This window comes from Desulfobulbaceae bacterium, from assembly GCA_015231515.1.
Lineage (GTDB): Bacteria > Desulfobacterota > Desulfobulbia > Desulfobulbales > VMSU01 > JADGBM01.
Genome location: JADGBM010000010.1, coordinates 47,092 through 53,611, shown reverse-complemented (window position 1 = coordinate 53,611; position 6,520 = coordinate 47,092). Strand labels below are relative to the sequence as shown.

Sequence of the window (6,520 nt, the reverse complement as noted above, 5' to 3'; positions counted from 1 at the left end):
CCATAATTCCCACCTGGCTCAGTAAACATGAAAACATATTTCACATTGGTGAATTTACGCAGCTCAATTATTTGATGAAGCGACTCACTCACCCATTCGACATAACGAAGCATATCATCCGGATAGGTCGGCAGATGCTGATCCCGGTTCCAGATTACATCCCGGGCAAACCACCAGCCCATATTCAAGGCGACATCTACATTGCGCTTCTGCATATCTGCCAACCAGGCATACAGGGCCTTCATTTTAACTGACTGCCAATCCGGCGATGTCCAGACCTCCTCACCCATCGCCCAATCGGGACGATAAAAAGTCCTGGCAATGTGCAGCCCAGACTGCTCAACACGCTGCATCTCAATCGCCCTGAGCTCTTCATTCATCCCCTGCTCAAGGGATTCCGGCATATAGGTGAAGCCATGGTAGACGGCATTAATACCCAGGAAGTTTTCCTGAATCACCGTTTCAAAATCTACTGAGAGGTTTTCCTGAGCGAAAGCAACATTGGAGAGAAATAAAATTATTAAGAACTGCAAACAACCAACAAATTTATTCGCCACAGGAGCACACGGAAACATTCTGTTCATTACTCGCTTGACGGGGGCACAAACGGTTAACTGCTTTATTAGCGACCTCATATCCACTTAACAGTCCTCTTACTTTTTGTTTTTGAGCGACTAAAACTGAACCAAATAAGCCTATTTTGCACGAATTAACCTTCTATTAAAGAGATCAGTTTGGGAATGTTGGGTTTCGTACCTCTACCCAACCTACCAATTACCAACAATGTATACTTTTATCCTGTAAATTTTCGTAGGCTGGGTTGAGCTCTGCGAAACCCAGCAAATATAGACTCATTCATGTCCAATATTGTCAGCGAATACCATTCCCTGTCCAGCACCCCAGTTCGTGCCAAACAAACCATTAGCCACAAAGCGATGGAATGAAGAGTGGGGCCAATCCACCGGCGATTTGACCAGTCCGTGTTTTACCGGGTTGTAATGGATATACTCGACATGGGTTGAGAGATCCTTTTCATCGCGGATCATATGTTCCCAAAAACGCCGTTGCCATACGGCCTGCTCATTTTTTTTGAGCCGTGACGGGGATGGCGTATTTTTGTAATGAGTGTCGCAATGCCGTGTGAAATAGCTTTTAATCAAACGCCAACGTTTGGAAAAATCCCGGTCGTTGTCCGGTAAGGTCCAGATGGCATGGATATGATCCGGCAAGATGACCGCCGCATCGATAACAAACGGATGCCGTTCCAGCACATATTGAAATGCGGCCCGCAAAAATGCAATATTTTCAGGTTCACAAAGAATTTTTCGCCGTTTGTCGGTAACCAGGGTGAAAAAATACGTCCCTCCCTGAATGCAAGCCCGTCGATAGTGCATGATTAAATCCAGTCAAATTTCGTTGGGTTGAGTTGAATTTCAGACAGGGAATGTTGGGTTTCGTACCTCTACCCAACCTACCAACTACTACCAATTACCAACAATGTATACTTTTATCCCGTAAATTTTCGTAGGCTGGGTTGAGCTCTGCGAAACCCAGCAAATATAGACTACCAATTACCAACAATGTATACTTTTATCCTGTAAATTTTCGTAGGCTGGGTTGAGCTCTGCGAAACCCAGCAAATATAAACTCATTCATGTCCAATATTGTCAGCGAATACCATTCCCTGTCCAGAATGATCGGGTTTCATCCCTCAACTCAGCCTACCAACTATCAAAATCATTCACAAGAAATCCCTTATGTTTTGTTTGTGGATTCTGTGTAATTCTGGGGCATAAAAAAATACATTGAAATTTATATCGTGAGAAAGTATAAAGGCTGATTCTAATTTTGAATCACTTAAGGAGCATATCATGTCTAAAATGTGTGAAATATGCGGCAAAAAACCCGCAACAGGAAATAACGTAAGCCACGCCCACAATAAAACCCGACGTCGTTGGTTGCCTAATCTTCAACGAGTTCGAGTAGCGGCGCCTGGAGGAAATGCCAAACATATGCGCGTCTGCACACGTTGTATTCGTTCAGGGGCTGTCGTAAAACCGGTTGTAAAAGCCAACTAGGTTGATGGGTAAAAGATTAAGGGTAAAAGGCCACGGGTTATTTAAATCTCAACCCCTTTACCCTTTACCCTTTACCTATAACCTTCACCTCACATCCTTTGCGCTTCCAACACCCCATCCATCTGACTGATTCTCTGTAGTATTGCCAAGAGATGGTCTTTGCCTTTCACGCCAAGCACAAAATCTAAGCGAGCCTGCCTCGATTTAGATACATGCGCCTCCACATCAAAGATATCGCCTTCTTCCGAGGTAATACTGTTACATACTGAGACAAGCAGCCCTTTCCTATCCAGGGCAATAACCTGGATCTTAACTTTCAACCCATCTATTTTTTCCTGCTCAGTCCAAGCAACATCAATACGCCGTGTTGGATCAGATGCCAGCAGGTTAGAGCAGCTGTTTTTATGCACGGAAACACCTCGACCGGCAGTGATAAATCCAACAATTGAGTCCCCTGGCATCGGCATACAGCAGTTACTGATTTTGACCAGCACATCATCGATGCCGTCAATTTTAACAATACTCCGGCTACCCTTCTTGCGCTGTTTAACGGGCTTTTTGGTTTGTCGAGCCAGACGATCAGCCTCATCACGCTCGGCTTGAAGTTTAAGACGCTCTTCCTTAATCTCTTGAGATTCAAACGCTTCAATGAGTTGCTGGGTATTGACCTTGCCACTGGCAACCCGACGAAGCAGCCCGTCTAAATTATTGCAATTAAAGCCCTTCAAGGCTTCACTAAAATTAGGTGCTTTAGCAATACGTTTTAAGCTTAAATTTGCTTTGCGAAGATCGCGCTCACATATCTCACGGCCTGTTTCAAGGAACTGCTCCTGCTCCTCCTGCTTAAGCCAATGCCGCACCCTGTTCTTTGCCCTACTGGTTTTAACTAAAGCCAGCCAGCCTTGGTTGGGATGCTGATTTGGCGACGTAATAATTTCAATCACATCACCATTTTGAATTTCATACTTGAGCGGCACTATCCTTCCGTCAATTTTAGCCCCTGTACAACGATTACCGACTTCCGTATGAATACTGTAGGCAAAATCGAGCGGAGTACTCCCTATCGGCAGCTCCTTAACGGCGCCTTTCGGGGTTAGGGCATAAACCTCAGCATGATCAAGTTCAACTCGAACAGCATCTAGAAATTCCTTGGGGTCATCAACCTCCTTGAGATTCTGCACCAACTGCTTGAGCCAATGAAAAAGCTTAGCATCTTTTTTTGATATATCGGCCCCCTCTTTGTAGGCCCAATGAGCAGCAATACCGTCATTAGCGATTTCATCCATCTTATAGGTGCGGATTTGTATCTCCATGAAATCGCCATGTGGACCGACAACAGAGGTGTGAAGGGACTGGTAGAGATTTGACTTCGGGGCACTGATAAAATCCTTGAAGCGGCTGGCGATAGGCTGCCACAGCGCATGCACAATCCCCATAACCTCATAACATTCACCAACGGTGTTTACTATCACTCGGAAAGCAACCTTGTCATAAACCTTGTCGATAGAGATATTCTGGGCAATAAGTTTTCGATAGATGCTGTATAGATGTTTGGGACGGCCAGAAATCAGAAAATTTTCAAGCCCATTTTCCTTCAGGCTTTTGTCCAGAACCGATTTAATCTGTTCAACAAATTCATCGCGCTCATGCAGCGACATGTTAACTTTAGAGTTTAACTCAGCAAACTGCTTCGGATGAAGATATTGAAAACTCAAGTCTTCGAGCTCTCGTTTTATTCTGTCGATCCCAAGCCGACTGGCCAGCGGTGCATAGAGATCCACGGAATCCTGAGCAAGTTCAGCGCGTCTTTCCGCGTCAACGTACTCAAGGGTCTGCATATCGTGCAGGTGGTCGGCCAGCTTCACCAGTAGAACCCTGATGTCAGTCGACATGGCCAGAAACATTTTCTTGACGTTTTCCGCCTTGTAGTCAAGCCGACTGTTAAATTGAATATCATCAATTTTAGTGGCACCACTAACAATCTCACCAACCTCAGCCCCAAAAAGTTTAGAAAGTTCATCCTTTGTCGTTTGGGGCGGTTTACCCCGCAAGGCCTTATGCAAAAGACCAGAGATAACCGAGTGAACATCAAGACCAAGGGAGGTGAGAATCGCGGCCACAGAAAGGGGGTGTGAGATATACGGGGCACCAGAGAGGCGATCAGGATTATCAGCATAAACCTTCAGAGCAAACTCATACGCCTTCTCGATAAGCGTACAACTCTCCTTCGGCATATACTTCCCGGCACTATCTAATATTTCCTGCAATTTACTCATAATCAACGGTCACTATATTCTGTCTCGCGCAGGCAAGCGACCTTAGGAGAACTCCGGAGGCGCAAAGTACGCAAAGGAAGATTGGGTATCAAACATAAAGAAAAGTTTTAAATAGGTTCAGTTGCAGGTTTCTAAAAACATAACTGCTTTTTATTAGCCACGAAACCACACGGAAACACACAGACATTTTTAACTGCGTTTGTTGACCCGAAAAGCACACATAGAGTTTTACAAAACATAGCGCTTCACCTCTGCTTTGGGGTGGTTGAAATTGACTAACAAACCAACCTTAAAGTCAGTAGCCTTAAGGTAATTCAGTAGTTGTGCCGTATGAATTTTTTGTATTTTCTCCACTACTTTAAGTTCCAAACCTGCATTTTTTCGTGTGTGTTTGTGTGTTTTCGTGGCCAAATTCTTTTTTTTAACAGTTTGTCCGTGGTTAATCGTTTTTACTTTTTTTGATGAGGTCTTGGATTTTTGCAACAACTTCACCTAAAGGCAGTTCTTCTGTTTTTCCGTTGGCGCGGTGTCGTAGTTCAACATGGCCATTTTCCACAAATTGCTTGCCAACCGTAACACGTATCGGGATACCAATAAGATCCGCATCTTTAAACTTGGCGCCGGGACGCAAATCACGATCATCAATAAGTACCTCAATCGAGACTTTCTGCAAATCCGAATACAGTGTTTCAGCTGCATTCGCAATAACCTCATCGTTAATGCCGAGGTTCAGAATAATGACCTGCATCGGTGCGATGGGCAGCGGAAAAACGATACCATCCTTATCGTGATTCTGCTCAATGGCTGCAGCAACTACCCGGCTGACACCTATTCCGTAGCAACCCATCACAAATGGTTTCTCAGCGCCTTCACTATCCAGAAAAGTTGCTTTAAGGGCTTCACTATAGGCAGTTCCAAGTTTAAAGATGTGACCAACCTCAATGCCCCTTGTCAGTTCCAGTTCAGCGCCACACAGCGGACATCGGTCTTCATCTGTTACCATCCTGAGGTCAGCCGATTTTTCGACAACAAAATCTCTGACCAAGTTTGCATTCAAATAGTGATAGTTTTTTTCATTGGCACCAACCGCGAAATTTTTCATTTCCAAAACTGTTTCATCAGCAACGACAGGAATTTTTATATCTATTGGCCCCAGGTACCCACTTGGTACACCAGTCGAGTCAAAACATTCTTGATCAGAGGCCAACTCCACCTCGGTTGCACCAAGTAAATTTTTCAACTTTACAGGCTCGACTTCATGATCGCCACGCAATAAAACCGCGACCGGCTTACCATCCGCCATAAAAACCATGGTTTTAACCAGATTTCTGAACTCAATTTTCAAAAATTCACAAACCGCCTCGACTTTACGCTTGCCGGGCGTCTCGATTTTCTCAAGAGGTTTTTCTGCTGTATCGCCTGCAAATGGTAAAGGCTTACAAACCGCTTTTTCCATATTGGCGGCATAGGAACATTTTTGACAGATAACAATGGTATCCTCACCAGTATCAGCCAACACCATGAACTCATGGGAGAAACTGCCACCAATGGTTCCGGTATCGGCCTCCACTGCCCGGAATTTCAGCCCGCAACGGGTAAAAATCCGGTGATAGGCGTATTTCATTTTTTCGTACGATTCCTGAGCAGCTTCATCTGTTGCATCAAAACTGTAGGCATCCTTCATGATGAATTCACGGCCGCGCATCAAGCCGAACCGAGGCCGGATCTCATCTCGGAACTTAGTCTGAATCTGGTAGAGGTTGATCGGCACATCACGATATGAGTGAATATTTTTACGAACGATGTCAGTAATAACCTCTTCATGGGTTGGCCCCAAGCACGATTCCCGCTCATGCCGATCCGTAAAACGCAACAGTTCCGGACCATATTTCTTTAAGCGCCCGGACTCTTCCCATAGATCAGTAGGTTGCACCATAGGCATCAAGAGTTCTTGGGCGCCAGCAGCATTCATCTCCTCACGCACAATCTGTTCGACCTTTCGTATCGCAGCAAGCCCCATAGGCAAATACGAATAGACACCGCTGGTCAGTTTGCGAATAAAACCCGCCCGCAGCAGCAGTTTATGACTGATAACCACAGCCTCAGTCGGGCTTTCTTTTAAGGTAGGAAGTAACAATTTTGAAAAACGCATTTAAAATCCTTCTT

At 44.9% G+C, this 6,520-nt stretch carries 6 protein-coding genes; 1 reads left to right on the top strand and 5 read right to left on the bottom strand.

Translation table 11 applies throughout. The features are described from left to right. Both HQK80_03310 and HQK80_03305 read right to left on the bottom strand, forming a co-directional pair. Nucleotides 1–584: hypothetical protein (locus HQK80_03310; GenBank protein MBF0221250.1), on the bottom strand; the 584-nt coding region annotated here is incomplete at its 3' end. Nucleotides 585–851: 267 nt separating this feature from the next. Continuing rightward, a complete protein-coding gene (locus tag HQK80_03305) occupies nucleotides 852–1,397 on the bottom strand; it encodes a transposase (protein ID MBF0221249.1) in 546 nt (181 codons plus the stop codon). A 474-nt stretch (nucleotides 1,398–1,871) separates the two neighbouring features. Here HQK80_03305 and HQK80_03300 point away from each other — a divergent pair, with 474 nt between their 5' ends. Continuing rightward, complete coding sequence (locus tag HQK80_03300; GenBank protein ID MBF0221248.1) at nucleotides 1,872–2,078, top strand: 50S ribosomal protein L28; 207 nt, start codon at nucleotides 1,872–1,874, stop codon at nucleotides 2,076–2,078. Nucleotides 2,079–2,167: 89 nt separating this feature from the next. On the opposite strand, the gene HQK80_03295 is transcribed toward HQK80_03300, so the two are convergent. The 3 genes from HQK80_03295 to HQK80_03285 all read right to left on the bottom strand — a co-directional run bounded on the left by HQK80_03295 (nucleotide 2,168) and on the right by HQK80_03285 (nucleotide 6,506). Next, nucleotides 2,168–4,354 (bottom strand): bifunctional (p)ppGpp synthetase/guanosine-3',5'-bis(diphosphate) 3'-pyrophosphohydrolase, encoded by a 2,187-nt coding sequence (locus HQK80_03295; GenBank protein MBF0221247.1) that lies wholly within the window; start codon nucleotides 4,352–4,354, stop codon nucleotides 2,168–2,170. 228 nt (nucleotides 4,355–4,582) lie between these two features. Continuing rightward, entirely contained in the window at nucleotides 4,583–4,846 is a 264-nt protein-coding gene (locus HQK80_03290; GenBank protein MBF0221246.1) for a GxxExxY protein, read from the bottom strand. Beyond that, on the bottom strand, nucleotides 4,794–6,506 hold the full coding sequence (locus HQK80_03285; GenBank protein MBF0221245.1) for a proline--tRNA ligase: 1,713 nt from the start codon (nucleotides 6,504–6,506) through the stop codon (nucleotides 4,794–4,796). The genes HQK80_03290 and HQK80_03285 overlap by 53 nt, the downstream gene beginning before the upstream one ends. Between the last annotated feature and the right edge of the window lie 14 nt (nucleotides 6,507–6,520).

Coding starts and splice junctions, on each gene's coding strand:
- HQK80_03300 (MBF0221248.1), top strand. CDS start 1,872: ATGTCTAAAATGTGTGAAATATGCGGCAAAAAACCCGCAACAGGAAAT.
- HQK80_03295 (MBF0221247.1), bottom strand. CDS start 4,354: ATGAGTAAATTGCAGGAAATATTAGATAGTGCCGGGAAGTATATGCCG.
- HQK80_03285 (MBF0221245.1), bottom strand. CDS start 6,506: ATGCGTTTTTCAAAATTGTTACTTCCTACCTTAAAAGAAAGCCCGACT.